The sequence below is a fragment of the Pseudomonas sp. Pseusp10 genome, assembly GCF_059492225.1.
The window spans coordinates 4,315,147-4,334,145 of sequence record NZ_CP168528.1; the positions used below are offsets into that span (position 1 = coordinate 4,315,147).

The 18,999-nt window shown below is 60.3% G+C and carries 16 protein-coding genes and 1 pseudogene; 11 read left to right on the forward strand and 6 right to left on the reverse strand.

The genetic code is table 11. The features are described 5' to 3' along the window. Positions 1-61 precede the first annotated feature (61 nt). Both ACEN8Z_RS19375 and ACEN8Z_RS19380 read right to left on the reverse strand, forming a co-directional pair. Positions 62-271 (reverse strand): annotated as a pseudogene (locus ACEN8Z_RS19375) (MEKHLA domain-containing protein); the annotation flags it as partial. Positions 272-490: 219 nt separating this feature from the next. Continuing rightward, positions 491-613, reverse strand: coding sequence for an MEKHLA domain-containing protein (locus ACEN8Z_RS19380; protein ID WP_495598164.1), 123 nt, complete (start codon positions 611-613; stop codon positions 491-493). Positions 614-752: 139 nt separating this feature from the next. On the opposite strand from ACEN8Z_RS19380, the gene ACEN8Z_RS19385 reads away from it, so the two are divergent. Next, a complete protein-coding gene (locus tag ACEN8Z_RS19385) occupies positions 753-1,784 on the forward strand; it encodes a D-cysteine desulfhydrase family protein (protein WP_495595295.1) in 1,032 nt (343 codons plus the stop codon). 3 nt (positions 1,785-1,787) lie between these two features. Here the strand turns inward: ACEN8Z_RS19385 and ACEN8Z_RS19390 are convergent, their stop codons facing one another. After that, a complete protein-coding gene (locus tag ACEN8Z_RS19390; RefSeq protein WP_495595296.1) occupies positions 1,788-2,126 on the reverse strand; it encodes an FKBP-type peptidyl-prolyl cis-trans isomerase in 339 nt (112 codons plus the stop codon). Between the two features lie 407 nt (positions 2,127-2,533). Here ACEN8Z_RS19390 and ACEN8Z_RS19395 point away from each other — a divergent pair, with 407 nt between their 5' ends. The 3 genes from ACEN8Z_RS19395 to ACEN8Z_RS19405 all read left to right on the forward strand — a co-directional run bounded on the left by ACEN8Z_RS19395 (position 2,534) and on the right by ACEN8Z_RS19405 (position 5,432). Beyond that, entirely contained in the window at positions 2,534-3,139 is a 606-nt protein-coding gene (locus ACEN8Z_RS19395; protein ID WP_495595297.1) for a DJ-1/PfpI family protein, read from the forward strand. 185 nt (positions 3,140-3,324) lie between these two features. Then, positions 3,325-4,629 (forward strand): MFS transporter, encoded by a 1,305-nt coding sequence (locus ACEN8Z_RS19400; RefSeq protein WP_495595298.1) that lies wholly within the window; start codon positions 3,325-3,327, stop codon positions 4,627-4,629. Positions 4,630-4,655: 26 nt separating this feature from the next. Next, a complete protein-coding gene (locus ACEN8Z_RS19405) occupies positions 4,656-5,432 on the forward strand; it encodes a substrate-binding domain-containing protein (RefSeq protein ID WP_007999583.1) in 777 nt (258 codons plus the stop codon). Here the strand turns inward: ACEN8Z_RS19405 and ACEN8Z_RS19410 are convergent. Then, on the reverse strand, positions 5,422-6,336 hold the full coding sequence (locus ACEN8Z_RS19410; RefSeq protein ID WP_007999581.1) for a LysR family transcriptional regulator: 915 nt from the start codon (positions 6,334-6,336) through the stop codon (positions 5,422-5,424). The genes ACEN8Z_RS19405 and ACEN8Z_RS19410 overlap by 11 nt on opposite strands. Before the next feature lie 295 nt (positions 6,337-6,631). On the opposite strand from ACEN8Z_RS19410, the gene ACEN8Z_RS19415 reads away from it, so the two are divergent. Next, positions 6,632-8,440: a monovalent cation:proton antiporter-2 (CPA2) family protein gene (locus tag ACEN8Z_RS19415; RefSeq protein ID WP_495595299.1), complete on the forward strand. Its 1,809-nt coding sequence runs from the start codon at positions 6,632-6,634 to the stop codon at positions 8,438-8,440. 160 nt (positions 8,441-8,600) lie between these two features. After that, a complete protein-coding gene (locus ACEN8Z_RS19420) occupies positions 8,601-9,698 on the forward strand; it encodes a DNA alkylation repair protein (RefSeq protein ID WP_495595300.1) in 1,098 nt (365 codons plus the stop codon). Positions 9,699-9,830: 132 nt separating this feature from the next. Here the strand turns inward: ACEN8Z_RS19420 and ACEN8Z_RS19425 are convergent, their stop codons facing one another. Next, a complete protein-coding gene (locus tag ACEN8Z_RS19425) occupies positions 9,831-10,733 on the reverse strand; it encodes a LysR family transcriptional regulator (protein WP_495595301.1) in 903 nt (300 codons plus the stop codon). A 132-nt stretch (positions 10,734-10,865) separates the two neighbouring features. Here ACEN8Z_RS19425 and ACEN8Z_RS19430 point away from each other — a divergent pair, with 132 nt between their 5' ends. Together ACEN8Z_RS19430 and ACEN8Z_RS19435 are read left to right on the forward strand one after the other, a co-directional pair. Next, positions 10,866-12,515 (forward strand): GMC family oxidoreductase, encoded by a 1,650-nt coding sequence (locus tag ACEN8Z_RS19430; RefSeq protein WP_495595302.1) that lies wholly within the window; start codon positions 10,866-10,868, stop codon positions 12,513-12,515. A gap of 154 nt (positions 12,516-12,669) precedes the next feature. Further along, positions 12,670-14,292: an MFS transporter gene (locus ACEN8Z_RS19435; RefSeq protein ID WP_116261155.1), complete on the forward strand. Its 1,623-nt coding sequence runs from the start codon at positions 12,670-12,672 to the stop codon at positions 14,290-14,292. A 66-nt stretch (positions 14,293-14,358) separates the two neighbouring features. Here ACEN8Z_RS19435 and ACEN8Z_RS19440 read toward each other — a convergent pair whose 3' ends face one another. Further along, a complete protein-coding gene (locus ACEN8Z_RS19440; protein WP_495595303.1) occupies positions 14,359-14,727 on the reverse strand; it encodes a DUF427 domain-containing protein in 369 nt (122 codons plus the stop codon). Between the two features lie 256 nt (positions 14,728-14,983). Here ACEN8Z_RS19440 and ACEN8Z_RS19445 point away from each other — a divergent pair, with 256 nt between their 5' ends. From ACEN8Z_RS19445 to ACEN8Z_RS19455, 3 genes are all read left to right on the forward strand, one after another. Further along, positions 14,984-16,930, forward strand: coding sequence for a DNA topoisomerase III (locus ACEN8Z_RS19445; protein ID WP_495595304.1), 1,947 nt, complete (start codon positions 14,984-14,986; stop codon positions 16,928-16,930). Positions 16,931-16,999: 69 nt separating this feature from the next. Further along, positions 17,000-17,503, forward strand: coding sequence for a GNAT family N-acetyltransferase (locus ACEN8Z_RS19450; RefSeq protein ID WP_495595305.1), 504 nt, complete (start codon positions 17,000-17,002; stop codon positions 17,501-17,503). A 523-nt stretch (positions 17,504-18,026) separates the two neighbouring features. Further along, positions 18,027-18,356, forward strand: coding sequence for a hypothetical protein (locus ACEN8Z_RS19455; protein WP_033052324.1), 330 nt, complete (start codon positions 18,027-18,029; stop codon positions 18,354-18,356). The last annotated feature ends 643 nt before the right edge of the window (positions 18,357-18,999 follow it).

An 18,999-nucleotide genomic window follows, 5' to 3' on the forward strand; every position in this document is an offset into this window, starting at 1 on the left:
TGGTCGGTTTGGAGAGACATCGATTTTCGCTAACCAGCTGGCCGCTAAACGTTTTGGTTAATCACCCCAACTGCCCAACCCGCCCCGCATCCGGCCAGAACAAAGCCGCCTGCCCCTGATGCACCCCCATCGAATCCACCAAGGTCCACACCTTGCCTTCATGAATCATGAAGGCATTACCTTCCCGATCGACCCGATAGCCACTGTAACCGTGAGCAATGCCATTGGCCGTGACCTGCTCCAGCAGGGTCTGGCGCAGGGCGCGGTCCAGTGCCTAATGCCAGTCAGTTAAGCAATTTCAGCCGCGACACCCGTTGTAGCAGCTGCCGAGCCCGCGAGGCTGCGTTCGGCTGCGAAGCAGTCGCAAAATCAGTAATCGCGGTACGTCAGGCAGGCCGCGTCAGCTGGACTCACGACTGCTATGCAGCCGAACGCAGCCTCGCGGGCTCGGCAGCTGCTACAGATCGCATTACCGCTTAACTGATAGGCATTAGGCCAGCGCCTGTTCATTGGCGAAGAAGAACAGAGGATCGTCTTCAGTGCCGTGGGCCAGCAGACTGTAAGGCGCGTGAGCGTGCAACCAATGCAGGCGCTCAAGCCCGGTCCAGCCTATCCAGAGCGGCCTGGAAAGTCCTGCTGCCGGGCGGGATTAGTTACACCGGGTTAAAACAGTCATGACTTGCAGTGCGTTTATCCCGCCTGCCTTTCTCCATAGAGTCACCTTGACCATGGTGAACAACGAGGCTCGATTGATGCAAACCCAACTGGACAAGTCACTGAGTGTTTTTGCGCGGGCTGACCTGCTGCAAGGTCCCACGCCCATTCAACGGGCTGCGCGACTCGAACAGCTGCTGGGCTTGGACAAGCAGGGTATCGGCCTGTTTCTCAAACGCGACGACCATATGTTGATCGGCGCGGGCGGCAACAAGCTGCGCAAGCTTGAATTCCATATCGGCGCGGTGCTGCAAGCCGGGATCGATACGATCATTACCGTGGGCGGCATTCAGTCCAACCATGCCCGCCTGACCGCCGCGGTGTGCGCACGGTTGGGCATCGCCTGCGAGTTGTTCCTGACCCGGGCCGTCGCCAAAGCCGAAATGGATTACGAACTCAACGGCAATGTGCTGCTCGACCAGTTGTTCGGCGCGCAGATGCAAGTGTTTTCCGGCGGCACCGACTCACTGGCCAAAGCCGAGGCCCGGGCTGCGCAGCTTCGGGATTCCGGGCGCAAGGTCATGGTGCTGCCGACAGGTGGTTCGACCCCCTTGGGCAGCCTCGGCTATGCCCGCTGTGCAGCGGAAATCGCGCAGCAAGAGGCAGAGCTGCAACTCACGTTCAATCAAGTGGTGGTACCCAACGGCAGCGCCGGGACGCATGCCGGGCTCGCGGCGGGTTTCCATTTGCTTGGCCGGGGTACGTCCGTGGTCAAGTCGTTCTCGGTGTTGTCCGACCAGGACTCATCGGCGACGAGAACCCTGCAATTGACCCGAGAGACATTGGCGCTATTGGGCAATAGCGCCGAGGTGCAGGCTGCCGAGGTTGTGATTGACGGCAGCCAACTGGGTCCCGGCTATGGTCTGCCAACCGCCGCCATGCAGGACGCAGTACGCCTGATGGCGCGTGCCGAAGGCCTGTTGGTCGATCCGGTGTACTCCGGCAAAGCCTTTGCGGGTTTGCTGGCCGATCTGCAGCAAGGGCGCTTCGGTCCCGGGGACAATGTGCTGTTCGTCATGACCGGCGGTACACCCGGCCTGTACGCGTATCGGGAAACCTTTCAGGCCTGACGGTCAATCATCCCGCGTCAGCACTTCCAGCAATTCAATTTCGAAGATCAGGTTCGAATTCGGCGTGATCTTGCCCATGGTGCGTTCGCCATAGGCCAGATGCGCCGGTACCAGCAACTTGCGCCTGCCACCGACCTGCATGCCCATGATGCCCTGATCCCAGCCCTTGATCACACGCCCGGTGCCAATCACACACTGGAAGGGTTTGCCACGGCTGTAGGAAGAATCGAATTCAGTCCCGTCCTCCAGCCAGCCACGGTACTGGGTGGTGATCAGTGCGCCTTTGATGGCGGCTTTTCCGTCACCCACCTGTAGATCGATTACCTGAAGTTCGTCGTTCATTGATTTCACTCGTATGCTCACTCGCCCTCAAGGGCCTGACGGGCGCCGTTTTCCCAGATTTGCCTTCGATTGGCAACCATTGCCGCCTCCGCGCGCGGCATTTAAAGCTGTTTGCCGAACTAAAATAATCAACAATTACCCGCACGGTTCACCGCCCTGATGGCCCCCAAATGATCTTGCTCTGGACCAGTGTCATCCTTGGTTCAACGACGCTCATCCTGATCGTCGCGCTGGTCTGGCCCGACGGAACGATCCGCTGGCTGCGGGAAACCGGTGCGGGCACACAGCGAATAGCGCTTCGTGCCGGGGCGCGATACATGACTGTTATCATAATAATCTTTCGAACTGTACCGGCACCATCGAGCGGCGCCCGAGTAGGCTGCTCAAAAACCCCATCGGAGTTCGCCATGCACATCGCCATTCTGACCTTTGACGGTTTCAACGAACTGGACTCGCTGATCGCCTACGGCATGCTCAGCCGGGTTTCCCTGCTCGGGGACAAGGATTGGCGCGTGAGCATCGCGTCGCCGACGCGGCGGGTCACGTCAATGAACGGTTTGACCATCGATGCGCACATCGATCTTGCCGAGGCCTGTCAGGCGGATGCGGTGCTGGTGGGCAGTGGCCGCAAGACCCGGGAAGTGGCCGCCACCCCCGGGATCATGGAGCAACTGCAATTCGATCCCGCACGCCAACTGCTGGCGGCCCAGTGTTCCGGCACCTTCCTGCTGGCCAAACTCGACCTGCTCGGCGATGCCCCGGCCTGCACCGATGCCATCAGCAAACCCTGGGTGCTGGAAGCCGGCGTCAATGTCGTCAACCAGGCGTTCTATGCCAACGGCAATATTGCCACCGCGGGTGGCTGCCTGGCGTCGCCGTACCTCGCAGCCTGGATATTGGCGCGGTTGAAAGGCCGCGAAACAGCCCGGGAAGTGCTGAACAACTTTGCCCCTGTGGGTGAGAAGGATGAGTATGTGGCCCGGGGGATGGCGCATATCCAGGCGTTTATCTGATCGTTCAGACATCCAGCCTGACGCAGGTACGGCCCTCTCCCTGAATGCATTGATCCACTTTGCACATCAATGCATGCCAACAATGCAATTAACATATCGATGCCCCTGCTCCACTATCCGCCCCAATAAGAACCGTGCGCCGCGTCCTCTCGGCGCACGTCATAAAAGCGGTGGAGTACACGTCAATGACAGCATCAATCCAACGGCCCGCGACTGCCGGTCGCTCCCGGGCCAGTGCGATTTTCCGGGTCACCTCGGGCAACTTCCTCGAGCAGTTCGACTTCTTCCTTTTTGGCTTCTATGCCACGCAGATCGCTGCCGTGTTCTTTCCGGCCAGCAGCGAATTCGCCTCGCTGATGATGACCTTCGCGGTGTTCGGCGCAGGCTTTCTGATGCGTCCGTTGGGCGCGGTGGTGCTGGGTGCCTATATCGATGATGTGGGCCGACGCAAAGGGTTGATCGTGACCCTGTCGATCATGGCCAGCGGCACGATCCTGATTGTGCTGGTACCCGGTTACGAAACCATCGGTTTGTTCGCCCCGGCCCTGGTGCTGATCGGACGCTTGTTGCAAGGCTTCTCGGCCGGTGCGGAATTGGGCGGCGTGTCGGTGTATCTCGCCGAAATCTCCACACCCGGCCACAAGGGCTTTTTCACCAGTTGGCAGTCAGGCAGCCAGCAAGTGGCGATCATCGTCGCCGCCGCGCTGGGTTACGCCTTGAACCAGTGGATGGCACCGAGTGTGATTGCCGAGTGGGGCTGGCGGATTCCGTTTTTCGTCGGCTGCATGATCGTGCCATTCATCTTTCTGCTGCGCCGCAACCTGGAAGAAACCGAAGAGTTCGCCACCCGTAAACACCGCCCGAGCATGGGTGAGGTGTTCCGCACCCTGGGGCAAAACTGGCTGATCGTGTTCGCGGGCATGATGATGGTCGCCCTGACCACCACCGCGTTCTACCTGATCACGGTGTACGCGCCGACCTTCGGTAAAACCGTGTTGCACCTGAGCACGTCCGATGCGCTGCTGGTGACATTGCTGGTCGGCGTCTCGAATTTCATCTGGCTGCCGATTGGCGGCGCACTTTCGGACCGTATCGGTCGACGCCCGGTGTTGATCGCCATGGCCTTGCTGGCCATCGCCACCACCTACCCGATGCTGACCTTTCTGGTCAATGCGCCGAGCTTCATCCATATGTTGCTGGTGCTGTTGTGGCTGTCGTTCATTTATGGTCTGTACAACGGCGCGATGATCCCGGCGCTGACGGAAATCATGCCAGTGGAGGTTCGGGTGGCCGGTTTCTCCCTCGCTTATAGCCTGGCCACGGCCGTGTTCGGTGGGTTCACCCCGGCGATGTCGACCTGGCTGATCCAGTACACCGGCGACAAGGCTGCACCAGGTTACTGGATGAGTTTCGCAGCACTGTGCGCGCTGTGCGCGACGCTCTTGCTCTATCGCCGAGCCTCGAATCATCTGCAGCCGGTGGCGTCGTGAACCAGTCTTTTATCGAGAACATGACCATGAAAAAACAGTTCAGTTTTGCCGCGCTCGCGCTGGTGGCCACCCTGGGGTTGAGCGGCATTGCCCAAGCTGAAGAGATCCGTGTGATGACCTCCGGCGGCTTCACTGCGGCCTACAAGATCCTCGGGCCGAAGTTCACCGCCGCCACCGGCAACACCCTCGACACCGCACTCGGTCCATCCATGGGCAAGGCACCAGAGGCGATTCCCAATCGCCTGGCCCGCGGAGAGCAAGCCGACGTGGTGATCATGGTCGGCTACGCACTGGACGATCTGATCAAACAAGGCAAAGTCGATCCCGCTTCAAGAGTCGAACTGGCAGATTCGCGCATTGGCCTGGTCGTGCGCGAAGGGGCACCGAAACCGGATATCAGTAACGTCGAGGGCCTGAAAAAGACGCTGCTCGATGCTAAATCAGTGGCCTACTCCGACAGCGCCAGCGGCGTGTACATCGAACAGCAGCTGTTCAAACGCCTGGGTATCGAAGACCAACTCAAGCCCAAGTCGACCATGGTTGCGAAAATCCCCGTGGGCTCGGTGGTTGCCACTGGCGATTATCAACTGGGCTTCCAGCAAGTCAGCGAATTGTTGCCAGTGCCGGGGGTGAGTTTCGTGGCGAAGATTCCGGAGTCAGTGCAATCGGTGACCCGGTTTGCCGCCGGCATCCCGGTAGGTGCCCAGCACCCGGCCGAAGCCAAAGCCTTGCTGGAATACCTGGCCTCGGCCCAGGTTCAACCGGATGTGAAAGCGACCGGACTGGACTCGGTCAGCCGCTGACCGACGGCTGTACGACTTTCATCTCTACCACCAGCCGTTCCAGCTCCAGTGCCGCCGGGGTCAGGGTTCGACCCCGGCGCTTGATCAGACCGACGCTGCGCATTACCTGCGGATTGGTCAACGGGACCCGCGTCAGGATCGGATGATCCGCTGCCGGCATCGCCATCAGCGGCACCGCCGCTACGCCCAACCCAGCCTCCACCAGTCCGATCATGGTGGTTACGTGCCGGGTTTCGCAGATGCTCGGCCGTTGCGGCACTACGCCGGTCAACGCCTGATCCAGCAGAAAACGGTTGCCCGAGGTTTTATCCAGCGAGATGTAATCCTGCTGATAGAACTCGTCCCAGGTCACACTGCTACGCCCCGCCAGCGGATGATCGCGCCGGCACGCCACTACATACCCCTCTTGCACCAAGGGCTCGAAATCCACTTCGGCTTCCAGCGTGCCCATGAAACTCAGGCCGAAATCCGCTTCGCCATTGACCACCGCACTCAACACTTCGTGGGCACTGGAATCGAGCACCTTGACCTTGATCCGCGGAAACTGGCGGTGATAGTGCGCGATCACCCTCGGCATGAAGTAATACGCCGCCGACGGCACGCAGGCGACCGTGACGTGGCCAAGACGGGTCGAAGCGACTTCGCTGATGCCCAGCAACGCCACATCCAGATCGTCCAGCAGGCGCTCGACGCTGGGCATGAAACCTCGTCCTGCCTGGGTCAGGCTGACCTTGCGCGTAGTACGTTCGAACAGTCGCACACCAAGGGCGTCTTCGAGTTTTTCGATGCGCCGGCTCAAGGCGGGCTGGGAAATACGTACCGTATCGGCAGCCTTGCGAAAGCTGCCCTGCTCGACCACGGCACGGAAGGCTTGCAGGTCATTGAGGTCGAAGTTGATCGCCATGGGGATTACTCGGGGACAACAGGTCGATTGATCCGGTTATTCTATGAATGTAACTAATTGATGCAAAGCTTTGTTGACTGGACGTCCGCAATCGCGAGCAGGCTCGCTCCCACAGGAATTCCCGGAGTACGCAAAATTTGTGCTCCACCCAACTCATAGTGGGAGCGAGCTTGCTCGCGATGAGGCCGGCAGATTCGCTATCAATCTGCGTGACAGACCACTCCCGCAGTGGATCTTCACAGAACCCAGCCTTTATCCTTGTCACCCCTGTTGTACCGAGTTCTGGAGTTTTCCCATGCCCCATGAAGGCAACCTGCTACAAGCCGCTGTCGTGTTTCTGATGGCGGCCGTGCTCATCGTTCCACTAGCCAAGCGCCTGCAACTGGGGGCGGTTCTGGGCTACCTGTTTGCCGGGGTGATCATCGGCCCGTCGGTGCTGGGCCTGATCGACAACCCGCAAAGCGTCGCGAACATTTCCGAACTCGGCGTGGTGTTGCTGTTGTTCATCATCGGCCTGGAGCTGTCGCCGCGCCGCTTGTGGGTGATGCGCAAATCAGTGTTTGGCGTAGGCCTGGCGCAAGTGTTGCTGACCGGCACGGTGATTGGCGTGGTGGCGTTGTGGCTGTTTGGCCAGGCGTTGAACACCGCGATCGTCCTCGGCCTGGGCCTGGCGCTGTCATCCACGGCGTTCGGCCTGCAAAGCCTGGCTGAACGCAAGGAACTGACCAGCCCTCACGGGCGGCTGGCGTTTGCAATTCTGTTGTTTCAGGACATCGCCGCGATCCCCTTGATCGCCATGGTGCCGTTGCTTGCCGGTGGCGATCACAGCACCACCGCCAGCGAAGACCTGAACCACGGCCTGCAGGTGTTGTTCAGCATTGCGGTGGTGGTGATCGGCGGGCGTTATCTGCTGCGGCCGGTGTTTCGCGTGGTGGCCAAAACCGCATTGCCAGAGGTCTCCACCGCCACGGCGTTGCTGGTAGTGATCGGCACGGCGTGGCTGATGGAGCTGGCTGGAATTTCCATGGCCCTGGGCGCATTTCTCGCCGGCCTGCTGCTGGCGGATTCCGAGTATCGCCATGAACTGGAAGCGCAGATCGAACCGTTCAAAGGCCTGTTACTGGGGCTGTTTTTCATCAGCGTCGGCATGGGTGCGAACCTGAGCCTGTTGCTAAGCATGCCGGTCGCGGTACTGGGCCTGACCCTGCTGCTGATCGCGATCAAACTGCCGCTGCTGTTTATTGTCGGTCGCCTGGCCGGCGGCTTGAAGAAAGTCAGTGCAATCCGCCTGGGCATCGTGTTGGCGGCCGGTGGTGAATTTGCCTTTGTGGTGTTCAAGATCGGTCGCGATCACGGCCTGTTCGCGGCAGAACTGTATGACTTGCTGGTGCTGACCATCACCCTGTCCATGGCCGTGACGCCGCTGTTGCTACTGCTTTGCGCACAGTTGGTCAGCCCGAAAGTGCAACCGGTGGAAGTGCCGGAGAAATTCCGCGAAATCGACGCCGACGCGCCACGGGTGGTGATCGCCGGCATGGGCCGCATGGGTCAGATCGTTGCGCGGATTTTGCGTGCGCAGAACATCAAGTTCGTGGCCCTCGACACTTCGGTGGAAACCATCGAACTGTCCCGCAGCTTCGGTGGCGTGCCGGTGTTCTACGGCGACCCGATGCGCCCGGAAATCCTCAGCGCGGCCAAGGTCGGGGAAGCCGAGTATTTCGTGATCGCCACCGACGACCCGGACACCAACATCAAGACCGCCGAACTGGTGCGCAAGCTCTACCCGCACATGAAAATCATCGCCCGTGCCCGTAACCGCCAGCATGTGCACCGGCTGATGGACGTCGGCGCTCACGCCGTGCGCGAAACTTTTCATTCGAGCCTGGAAATGAGCCGGCAAACCCTGATCGGGTTGGGATTGACCCAGGCCCAGGCCGATGCGCGGATCAAACGCTTCAAGCAGCACGACGAAGAGGTGCTTGAAGCCCAGCATTCGGTATATGACGACGCGGTGAAGGTGATGCAGACGGCGCAGGAAGCGCGGGTCGAACTGGCGAAGCTGTTTGAGTCGGATCAACTGCAGGAGCAGGCGGGTAAGAATTGAGGTGACTATTCGGGCCCCATCGCGGGCAAGCCCGCTCCCACAAGGGATCTCTGCCAGGCTCAATATTTGTGAGCACCTGAGATCCAGTGTGGGAGCGGGCTTGCTCGCGAAGAACGATAACGCGGTGTGATGGATCAACAACAATTGCCAAGGAGCCACCATGGCTGACCAACCCTCTCCGGCCCTGAAGGAAATCTTCAACACCGAGCGCCTCAAGCACATCGCTACCGAGATGACCGCGGTCTATCCGCCATTCGAGGCCAGGCGCTTCCTGAAGCTGGCCCAATCCGGCCTGGCAGAGCTCAGCGTCATGCAGCGCATGGCCCGGGTCAGCGAATGCCTGCACGCCGTACTGCCCCTGGACTACGAAGCGTCGCTGGAGGTGCTGCGCGCCCTCGCCCCGCGCCTGAACAGCGGCTTTGTCAGCATGTGCCTGCCGCATTACGTCGCCAGTTATGGCGCCCATGCGTTCGACGTCTCGATGGACGCCTTGAAGTACTTCACCGCTTTCGGCTCCTCGGAATTCGCGATCCGCCATTTCTTGCGCAGCGACCTCGATCGCTCGTTGAAGCTGATGCATGACTGGTCGCTGGATGACAACGAACACGTGCGGCGCTTGGCCAGTGAAGGTTGCCGCCCGCGCCTGCCGTGGTCGTTTCGCCTGGAGCAGGTTCAGGCCGACCCTCGCCTGGCCTCGAAGATCCTCGACAACCTCAAGGCCGACACCAGCCTTTATGTGCGCAAGTCCGTGGCCAATCACCTCAACGACATCACCAAGGATCATCCTGACTGGGTGCTGGACAGGATCGAAGGCTGGTCGCTGGACAACAGGCACAGCGCATGGATCGCCAAACACGCCCTGCGCAGCCTGATCAAACAGGGCAATCAGCGGGCACTGGCGATTATCGGCGCGGGCGGCAAACCCGAAGTCGAGATCGTTGGGGTGAAAGTCGTACCGCCAGTGATTGGCCTGGGAGAAAAAATCACCCTGTCGTTTGCCGTCAAGTCCACCGTTCAAAGCAGCCAGCGACTGGTGATCGACTACGCCATCGATTACGTCAAGGCCAACAGCAGCACCTCGGCGAAGGTTTTCAAGCTCAAGGCACTGACACTGCCCGGCAACGCCATCGAAGTCGTCAGCCGTGGTCAGCAGATCAAGGAGCTCACCACCCGCCGGCATTATGCGGGGCGCCATGCCGTGCACATCATGGTCAATGGCGAACGACTGGCCAGCACGGCGTTCGAGATTCTTGCTTGAACCTCAAGATGGATATTGGATGTGCCGCCGCCATCGCGAGCAAGCTCGCTCCCACAGGTATCTCTGGTGTACACAACACTTGCGTACGACATGAATCACTGTGGGAGCGAGCTTGCTCGCGATGGCGGCAGTTCAGGCGCCGCGAGCAACAGCCCCCAACAACAACCCCTGCTCCCGCTCACACAACTCCACCACATAATCCCACAACACCCGCAGCCGCACCGATTTGTGCAGCTCCCGGCGGGTACTGATCCAGTAGCTGCGCTGGATGCTTTCGTCCGGCAACAGCGGCACCAGACCCGGATCGGCACTGGCCATGTAGCACGGCAGCACGGCAATCCCCAGACCTGAGCGCGCAGCCTGTTGCTGGGCGATCACGCTGGTGCTGTGAAACACCACCCGCGGGTTGCGGCAGAAGCTGTTGAGGAACATCAGTTCCTGGCTGAACAGCAAATCATCGACGTAGCCGATCCACGCATGGCGCCCCAAGTCCTCGCGATTGCGCAACGGTGGCGAGCGGTCGAGGTATTCCTGGCTGGCGTAGAGCGCCAGGCGATAATCGGTGAGCTTGCGGGTGACCAGCATGTCGGCGGCCGGGCGTTCCAGGTGGATGCTGATTTCCGCCTCGCGGTTGAGGATGCTGACAAAACGCGGCACCGCCACCAGTTCCACCTCCAGCCCCGGGTAGCGTTCGAACAAGCCGTTCATGCGACTGGCGAGAAACATGATGCCCAGACCTTCGGTCACGCCGACGCGGATCTTGCCCAGCGGCGCGGTGGATTGGGTGATTTCCTCCTGGGCCAGCAACGCCACGTTCTCCATCGCCTCGGCGTGTTTAAGCAACGCCTCGCCAGCCGGGGTCATCTCGTAACCCTGGGCATGCTGGACGAACAACGCCGTACCGAGGCTCTTTTCGATCGCCTCGATGTGCCGCGCCACAGTGGCATGAGTGGTGTTCAGGCGGCGGGCGGCCGTCAGCAAACGCCCGCTGCGCTGCAATTCGAGAAAAAACCGCAGGTCATTCCAGTCGAACATGAATCGTCCTTGTTCTTTGCCGTTCGGGATGCTGTTTAAAAACGCACAGCGGCTGCGCAAAAACTAACATTCTTTTGACGAAAGCTAACAACTAGGATGACAGACAACAAGAACAACAAAACGAGGTCAGGGATGCAGCCTTCCGTTGATGAATACGACTACATCGTGGTCGGGGCCGGGCCGGCCGGGTGTCTGCTGGCCAATCGACTGTCGGCCAGCGCGCAGCATCGCGTGTTGCTGCTCGAAGCCGGTGGCCGCGATAACTACGCATGGATTCACATCCCCGTGGGTTACCTGTTCTGCATCGGCAACCCGCGCACCGACTGGTGCTTCAAGACCGAAGCGCAACCGGGGCTGCAAGGTCGCGCCCTGAGCTACCCGCGCGGCAAGGTACTGGGCGGCTGCTCCTCCATCAACGGCATGATCTACATGCGCGGCCAGGCCGGTGACTACGACCGCTGGGCCGCCGACGGCAATCCTGGCTGGAGCTGGCAAGACGTGTTGCCGCTGTTCAAGCAGAGTGAAAACCACTTTGCCGGCGCCGCCGAATTTCACGGCGCCGCAGGCGAATGGCGAGTCGAACGCCAGCGCCTGTCATGGCCGATTCTCGACGCCTTCCGCAGTGCCGCCGAACAAAGCGGCATCGCCAGCATCGATGACTTCAACCAGGGCGACAACGAAGGTTGCGGCTATTTCCAGGTCAATCAGAAAGCCGGCATCCGCTGGAACGCGGCCAAGGCGTTTCTCAAACCTGTGCGCCAACGTCCCAATCTCACTGTGCTGACCGGTGTCGAAGTCGACCGCGTGCTGCTGGACAATGGCCGCGCCTCAGCGGTCAGTGCCCGTTGGCAAGGCCAGGCGAAAACCTTCAAGGCGCGCAAGGAAATCATCCTCTGTGCCGGCTCGGTCGGTTCGCCAGGCATCCTCCAACGTTCCGGCATCGGCCCGCGTCCGCTGCTGGAGCGGCTGGGCATTGGCGTCGTTCATGAGCTAGCGGGTGTTGGCGGCAATTTGCAGGATCATCTGCAATTGCGGCTGATCTACAAGCTGGAAAATGCCCGCACCCTGAACCAGATTGCCGGCAGCCTGTGGGGCAAGATGGGCATGGGCCTGCGCTACCTGTATGACCGCAGCGGCCCGCTGTCCATGGCGCCGAGCCAGTTGGGCGCCTTTGCCCGCTCCGGACCGGAACAGACTTCAGCAAACCTTGAATACCACGTGCAACCGCTGTCGCTGGAGCGCTTTGGCGAACCGCTGCATGCGTTCCCGGCGTTCACCGCATCGGTCTGCGATCTGCGCCCGCAAAGCCGTGGCCGGGTGGACATCCGCTCCGCCGATCCGCAAGAAGCACCGCTGATCCAACCCAATTACCTGAGCCATCCGGAGGACTTGCGCATCGCCGCCGACGCCATCCGCCTGACCCGCCGCATCGTCTCCGCGCCGGCCCTGCGCGCATTCAACCCGGTGGAGTACCTGCCCGGCGACAGCCTGCAAAGCGAAGAGCAACTGCACGAAGCCGCCGCGCGAATCGGCACCACGATTTTCCATCCGGTGGGCACCTGCCGCATGGGCAACGACGCCGACGCCGTGGTCGATGCGCAACTCAAGGTCCATGGCATCCCCGGCCTGCGCATCGCCGATGCCTCGATCATGCCGCGCATCACCTCGGGCAACACCTGCTCACCGACACTGATGATTGCCGAGAAGGCTGCACAAATGATCCTCAATCCTGCTGTAAACACATCACCTGTGGGAGCGGGCTTGCCCGCGATGACGGTGTGACATTCAACATAATTGTTGGCTGACCCACCGCTTTCGCGGGCAAGCCCGCTCCCACAGGAACTTCATTAGATTCACGGACACTGAGCATTACCCCTGAAATGGAACACGCAACACCAGTGGAACAACAAAAACAATCACTGTGAGGGATACCGGTATGTCAGAAAATGTTCAAACCCTGGAAGCCGTGCGCAGCGCGGGCACCAGTCAGGAAACCCAGAAAGTCATCTTCGCCTCGTCCCTCGGGACGGTCTTCGAGTGGTACGACTTTTTCCTCTATGGCGCCCTCGCGGCGGTGATCAGCAAGCAGTTCTTCGCCGGGGTCAACGACACCACGGCGTTCATCTTTGCGCTGATGGCCTTCGCCGCCGGCTTTATCGTCCGGCCGTTCGGTGCGCTGGTGTTCGGCCGGTTGGGGGACATGATCGGACGCAAGTACACCTTCCTCGCCACCATCATCCTCATGGGCCTGGCGACCTTCTGTGTCGGGCTGCTGCCGACCTACGCCAGCATCGGCATCGCCGCGCCGATCATCCTGGTGGTGTTGCGCATGCTCCAGGGCCTGGCCCTGGGCGGTGAGTACGGCGGCGCCGCGACCTATGTCGCCGAGCACGCGCCCATCGGCAAGCGCGGCTTCCACACCAGCTGGATTCAATCCACTGCGACCCTGGGCCTGCTGCTGTCGCTGCTGGTGGTGCTGGGCTGCCGTTACTTCACCGGCGATCAGTTCGAAGTCTGGGGCTGGCGCATTCCGTTCCTGTTTTCCATCGTGCTGCTGGGCATCTCCACCTGGATTCGCCTGAGCCTGCACGAGTCGCCGGCCTTCGTGAAAATGAAGGAGGAAGGCAAGCTGTGCAAACAGCCGATTCGCGATTCCTTCGGCAAATGGGAAAACCTCAAAGTGGTGTTGATCGCGCTGTTCAGCATCAATGCCGGGCAAGCGGTGACCTTCTACGCCGCGCAGTTCTATGTGCTGTTCTTCCTCACCCAGTTCCTGAAAATGGACCCGGCTGTGGCCAACGGTCTGCTGATTGTCAGCGTGACCATTGGCGCACCGTTCTTCATTTTCTTTGGCTGGCTGTCGGACAAGGTCGGGCGCAAACCGGTGCTGATGATCGGCCTGCTGTTGGCCACCGCGCTGTACTTCCCGATCTTCAAGACCCTGGCCCACTACGCCAACCCGGCCATCGACCAGGCCAGCCGCCAGGCACCGATCACCGTGATGGCCGACCCGGCCACCTGCACCTTCCAGTTCGACCCGGTGGGCAAGGCGAAATTTGACAGCCCATGCGACAAGGTCAAGACCTTCCTGGTCAAGCAGGGTTTGCCATACCAGAGTGCTGTCGCACCGGCCGGCAGTGGCGTGCAGGTGAGCGTCGGTGACGTGCAGATCGATGGTTTCGACGAAGCCGCCTTGCGCGGCGCCGTGACCCTCGCCGGTTACCCGCAACAGGCGGACATGCAGCAGATCAACAAACCGATGATCGTGGCGCTGATTGTCGCGCTGATCATCATCTCGGCCATGTGCTACGGCCCGCTGGCGGCGTTGATGGTCGAACTGTTCCCGACCCGCATCCGCTATACCTCGATGTCCCTGCCCTACCACATCGGCAACGGCTGGTTCGGCGGCTTCCTGCCGACGGTGTCGTTCGCCCTGGTGGTGTACACCGGAGACATCTTCTACGGGCTGTGGTACCCGGTGGTGATCACCGGGGTGAGCCTGGTGGTGGGGATGATTTGCCTGCGTGAGACCCGCAACGTGGATCTCGACAAGAACTGATCCGCCCTGCTCGCGAGGGAGTCCACGGACTCTCTCGCCAGCACTGCGCCTGGATGACGGCGCCCATCAAACCTCTGCGTCCAACAACTCGAACTTCACCTGATCCGGGTAGAACGCCACATATCCGCGTATCTGCTCCACCGATATCTTGGGATTCTCATAACTCCACACTGCATTGACACTCTCGTGCCCCGGCACCTGCAAACTGAAATAACTGGCATCGCCTTTGTACGGGCAATAGCTGGTGTGGTCGGTGCGTGCGTAATATTTCTCGTCGATATCCTCTCGCGGCACGTAATACACCGGCGGGTAATTGGCTTCCAGCAACACCAGCGCGCGAGCAGAAGCGGCGACCTGAATGCCGTGGAACTTCACCAGCAGACAGCCGGGCTGCTCGGCGATAGTGATGACAGGACTAGGACCGGAGCTTTTCATGGAATACGTTCCTCATGACGGTGATGGACCTGCAAATCGATTGTGGGAGCGTGGCTTGCCCGCGATGGGCTGCGCAGCAGCCCCAAAACCTTAGACCACGATTTATCAGGTATAACCCAAGTTTCCCCCTCCCGACGGCTTCACAGCCGAACGGGAGCGACACAACAAGCTGTACATCCATACAGATAAAGATTGCTCCATTGTCCATCAAGCGCCATTCTGTGCCCCCCTGACACATAGATCGACGATGGTGGTTATGCGGCTGTACCTCTGTGAAAAACCTTCCCAGGCCAAAGACATTGCGGCAGTACTCGGCGCCAGGCGCCGGGGCGATGGCTGTTGGCTGGGAACGGACGTCACGGTGACCTGGTGCATCGGCCACCTGCTGGAAACCGCACCGCCGGATGCCTACGACGCGCGCTACAAGCGCTGGGTGCTGGCGGACCTGCCGATCATTCCCGAAAAGTGGAAAATGACCGTCAAGCCGCGTACCGCCAGCCAGTACAAGGCGGTCAAGCGCCTGCTCGGTGAAGCCAGCGAACTGATCATTGCCACGGACGCCGACCGTGAAGGCGAGATGATTGCCCGGGAGCTGGTGGAGCATTGCCGATATCGCGGGCCGATCCGCCGGCTCTGGTTGTCGGCGCTGGACGATGCATCCATCCGCAAGGCCCTCGCGGCACTCAAACCGGGAAACGAGACCTTCAGCCTCTATCACTCGGCCCTGGGTCGCTCCCGGGCCGACTGGCTGATCGGCATGAACATGAGTCGGCTGTTCACCTTGCTGGGGCGCCAGTCTGGCTACCAAGGCGTGTTGCCGGTCGGCCGGGTGCAAACGCCGACCTTGCGCCTGGTGGTGGATCGCGATCGCAGCATCGCCGACTTTGTGCCCGTCCCCTATTGGGCCATCGACGTGCAACTGCTACACAACGGCACCGCGTTCACGGCGCAATGGCGCGCGGCATCGGACCTTTGCGACGATCAGGACCGCTGCCTGAATCAGGCGCTGGCACAACAAGCAGCAAACGCCATGAGCGGCGCGGCCAGTGCGCGGGTGATCAAACTGCGCACCGAGCGGATGCGCGAAGTGGCGCCGCTGCCGTTCGATCTGGGCACCCTGCAGGAGGTCTGCTCAAAGAAACTCGGCCTCGGCGCCCAGGAAACCCTCGACATCGCCCAGGCACTGTACGAAACCTACAAAGTCATTACCTATCCGCGCAGCGATTGCGGCTACTTGCCCCTGAGTCAACACGCCGAGGTGCCGGCCATTCTGGCGGCGCTGCGCCAGGCCGATCCAGCGTTGAACGTGTTGCACGATCACCTTGATCCGCAACGGCGTTCACGGGCCTGGAACGATGCCAAGGTCAGCGCTCACCACGGCATCATCCCCACGGCTGCGGCGAAGAATCTCGACCGGCTGGCGGGCAAACAGCGCGCGGTCTACACCCTGATCCGCGCGCGATACCTGGCGCAATTCCTGCCCAATCACGAATACGACCGCACCCAGGCCGACTTCGATTGCGCAGGCCAAGCCCTGCGCGCTGTCGGCAAGCAGATCATCGAGCCGGGCTGGAAACGCGCCCTGCCCGAAGCGCTGGCTCCGGCCAAGGGGCGCGAAGCCCCGGCGCCGCAGACACTGCCGAACCTGGCCGAAGGCATCGACTGCGCCGTGGCCGGCGTGCAACTCAAGGACCTCTGGACCCAACCGCCGAAGCCGTTCACCGAAGGCGATCTGATCAAGGCCATGAAGAATGTCGCCAAACTGGTGCAAGACCCTCTGCTCAAGCAAAAGCTCAAGGACACCACCGGTATCGGCACCGAAGCGACCCGTGCGTCGATCATCCAGGGCCTGCTCGACCGTGGTTATCTGGTCAAGAACGGCAAGGCCCTGGCCGCCACGCCGGCCGCGTTCAGCCTGATCGACGCCGTACCGCGGGCCATCGCCGATCCGGGCACGACGGCGATCTGGGAACAGGCGCTGGACATGGTGCAAAGCGGGGAAATGAGTCTGGAAGAGTTCGTCACCAAACAGGCGGCGTGGATGAGCAAGCAAGTCAGTCGTTGCTCCGGGCTGAGCCTGACCATCAGCGGTCCACCGCCCAGCGGATCCGCCGCAGCCCCTTGGAAGAAAAAGCGCAAAGGCGCTCCGCGCAAACCAGCGAGCGGCACCCGGCGCAAGTCAAAACCGGCAAGCACTACTTAAACCCGCCACAGATCGTGCGACGCCGACCATAATCAACTGTGTCCCTTGGCCTGTCAGGAGCCACTTCGTATGTCTTCGATAGAACTGCACGCAGCCCAACGCGATGAGCTGGAAACCATCGAAAACCTGATGCAGTTCTACACCTACGACTTCAGCGAATGGTTGCCGCTAAAGCTGGGTGAATCCGGATTCTTCAACATCCTGCCCATGCCGGACTACTGGCGACACCCGGCCACCCGCCCTTTCCTGATCAAGGTCGACGGAGAACTGGCCGGGTTCGTGACCGTGGATGACCGGACTCATCTCCCCGGTGCCGACTACAACATCGGCTATCTGTTTGTCAGCCGACGCTTCCGTGGCCGGGGTGTCGCGCGATTTGTCGTTTCCACCCTCTTGAGCCAATTCCCCGGTCAATGGCAGATTTTCCATATCGAGGCGAATCAGCCGGCACGCCTGTTCTGGGCCGCCGTGATGCCGGGGCTCAGCGTTGACGGATTCACCCTGCATCAGCAGGTGGTTGATGGTCATCCCTGCACTTTTTACCGCTTTGAGTGTCCGCCGTTGTCATCCTGACCGACACGCCCTCAACTCCCCGCGCTAATTCCGAACAGCTTTGTCCGACAATATGTAGTGACTAAAAATAATCACTACAAAACCGTTGACGCCTCCGATTTGCCCTTGCATGATGCAGACGTCTCCCCGATCGGGAGTACAGGCAACACGTTTGAGCAAGCTCGTCTGACCGCCGAGCTGTTTTTCCCGGATACACGCTGCCCACAAGGCAGATTGAAGAAGCTGACCTGGCCTGAACGTCCAGTACAAGGGCGAGAAGTCTTGGCGAGCAATCCTCATGAAGCTTGTGGCCGACCCTGAAAATGTCGGCAGTGGCCTTAAGGTTTTCGCCGCTTCTCTTCGTTGTGACGCTATTGCGTAGCAGTTATTCAACACGACTACATGCAACAGACGCAGGACCCCGCCCGATAAGGCGGTCGAACGCTGACGTCCTGGTTTCGGTGCCAGGGATCAACTAACCGATGGGCTACCTGTATTAGCGAATCAACTTTGAAAGATCACCAATTGGTCAAGGGGCTTTATGATGAATCTGAACAATCAACCAACTATCGATGAACTGGCTCGTATGTTCGCTGCAAAGAAAGACAGCCACGACAGCCATATTCTCTGGATCAGCAAGTGTGGCCAGGTACATATCGATTGCCTGTCGCCTCATGCCCATGAAGCAGAGTTCGACCAGAACAACCAGAACCTGCTGGCCCGACTGAAGATGTACCGTCGCGGCCAGGGCTATGTCGGCAAGAAAGCCGCAGCCGACAAGGACTTCATCGGTAATGTTCTGCAAACCCTGAAACAGGCCTGGGCCTCGATGCAGGATCAGAACGAAGTTCGGGTGATTGACCGGCTCTACTAATCAAATGAGTCGTCACTGACTTATTGAAAAACAAGGCCTGCTCCCAATAAGGAGCAGGCTTTTTTTATGGTTCTTCACGCAATCCCTGGAAACTGTAGGAGCCAGCCTGCTGGCGATAGACTCAAGTGCGCCGCGTTTATCCAGCTCACACGCGTTATCGTTAACGACCATCGCCAGCAAGCTGGCTCCTACAAGGGGTCGTGCGCACGCTCAAACCAGTGGAAGCCCCAAAAAAGGTTCTTCACGCAATCCCGGGAAACTGTAGGAGCCAGCCTGCTGACGATGAACTCAAGTGCGCCGCGTTTATCCAGTTCACACGCGTTATCGTTAACGACCATCGCCAGCAAGCTGGCTCCTACAAGGGGTCGTGCGCACGCTCAAACCAGTGGAAGCCCCAAAAAAGGTTCTTCACGCAATCCCGGGAAACTGTAGGAACCAGCCTGCTGACGATGAACTCAAGTGCGCCGCGTTTATCCAGTTCACACGCGTTATCGTTAACGACCATCGCCAGCAAGCTGGCTCCTACAAGGGGTCGTGCGCACGCTCAAACCAGTGGAAGCCCCAAAAAAGGTTCTTCACGCAATCCCGGGAAACTGTAGGAGCCAGCCTGCTGACGATGAACTCAAGTGCGCCGCGTTTATCC

Bases quoted from the DNA above. Each gene is read 5' to 3' on its own strand.
- ACEN8Z_RS19435 (WP_116261155.1), top strand. From the start codon at position 12,670: ATGTCAGAAAATGTTCAAACCCTGGAAGCCGTGCGCAGCGCGGGCACC.
- ACEN8Z_RS19410 (WP_007999581.1), bottom strand. From the start codon at position 6,336: ATGGCGATCAACTTCGACCTCAATGACCTGCAAGCCTTCCGTGCCGTG.
- ACEN8Z_RS19390 (WP_495595296.1), bottom strand. From the start codon at position 2,126: ATGAACGACGAACTTCAGGTAATCGATCTACAGGTGGGTGACGGAAAA.
- ACEN8Z_RS19430 (WP_495595302.1), top strand. From the start codon at position 10,866: ATGCAGCCTTCCGTTGATGAATACGACTACATCGTGGTCGGGGCCGGG.
- ACEN8Z_RS19440 (WP_495595303.1), bottom strand. From the start codon at position 14,727: ATGAAAAGCTCCGGTCCTAGTCCTGTCATCACTATCGCCGAGCAGCCC.
- ACEN8Z_RS19445 (WP_495595304.1), top strand. From the start codon at position 14,984: ATGCGGCTGTACCTCTGTGAAAAACCTTCCCAGGCCAAAGACATTGCG.
- ACEN8Z_RS19405 (WP_007999583.1), top strand. From the start codon at position 4,656: ATGAAAAAACAGTTCAGTTTTGCCGCGCTCGCGCTGGTGGCCACCCTG.
- ACEN8Z_RS19385 (WP_495595295.1), top strand. From the start codon at position 753: ATGCAAACCCAACTGGACAAGTCACTGAGTGTTTTTGCGCGGGCTGAC.
- ACEN8Z_RS19425 (WP_495595301.1), bottom strand. From the start codon at position 10,733: ATGTTCGACTGGAATGACCTGCGGTTTTTTCTCGAATTGCAGCGCAGC.
- ACEN8Z_RS19420 (WP_495595300.1), top strand. From the start codon at position 8,601: ATGGCTGACCAACCCTCTCCGGCCCTGAAGGAAATCTTCAACACCGAG.
- ACEN8Z_RS19400 (WP_495595298.1), top strand. From the start codon at position 3,325: ATGACAGCATCAATCCAACGGCCCGCGACTGCCGGTCGCTCCCGGGCC.
- ACEN8Z_RS19415 (WP_495595299.1), top strand. From the start codon at position 6,632: ATGCCCCATGAAGGCAACCTGCTACAAGCCGCTGTCGTGTTTCTGATG.
- ACEN8Z_RS19450 (WP_495595305.1), top strand. From the start codon at position 17,000: ATGTCTTCGATAGAACTGCACGCAGCCCAACGCGATGAGCTGGAAACC.
- ACEN8Z_RS19395 (WP_495595297.1), top strand. From the start codon at position 2,534: ATGCACATCGCCATTCTGACCTTTGACGGTTTCAACGAACTGGACTCG.
- ACEN8Z_RS19455 (WP_033052324.1), top strand. From the start codon at position 18,027: ATGAATCTGAACAATCAACCAACTATCGATGAACTGGCTCGTATGTTC.